Raw genomic sequence first — 241 nt, forward strand, 5'->3', positions numbered from 1 at the left:
GACAGGGACTGCCAGCCCGAGACCTTCTCCAGCGCCTCGTAGAACTTCGTCGAGGTGTACACAGGGTCGAGGATCTCGTTCGCGGTACCCCATCCCTGCAATGGACGCTGCTGGAACAACCCGAGGCTGTCGCGGTCACCGTAGGTCAGGTTCCGCAGCCCACTCTCCTGCAAGGCGGTCGCCAGTGCCACGATCTGGCCCCGGGCCGGGATGTTCATCGCGACACCGGTGGCCTGGATGG

Annotated in this window: 1 pseudogene; it reads right to left on the reverse strand. The window is 65.1% G+C overall.

Annotated features, from left to right (window positions below):
* Positions 1-241, reverse strand: a pseudogene (locus RB628_RS42195) (hypothetical protein); the annotation flags it as partial.

Source organism: Streptomyces sp. ADMS, from assembly GCF_033441795.1.
GTDB lineage: Bacteria > Actinomycetota > Actinomycetes > Streptomycetales > Streptomycetaceae > Streptomyces.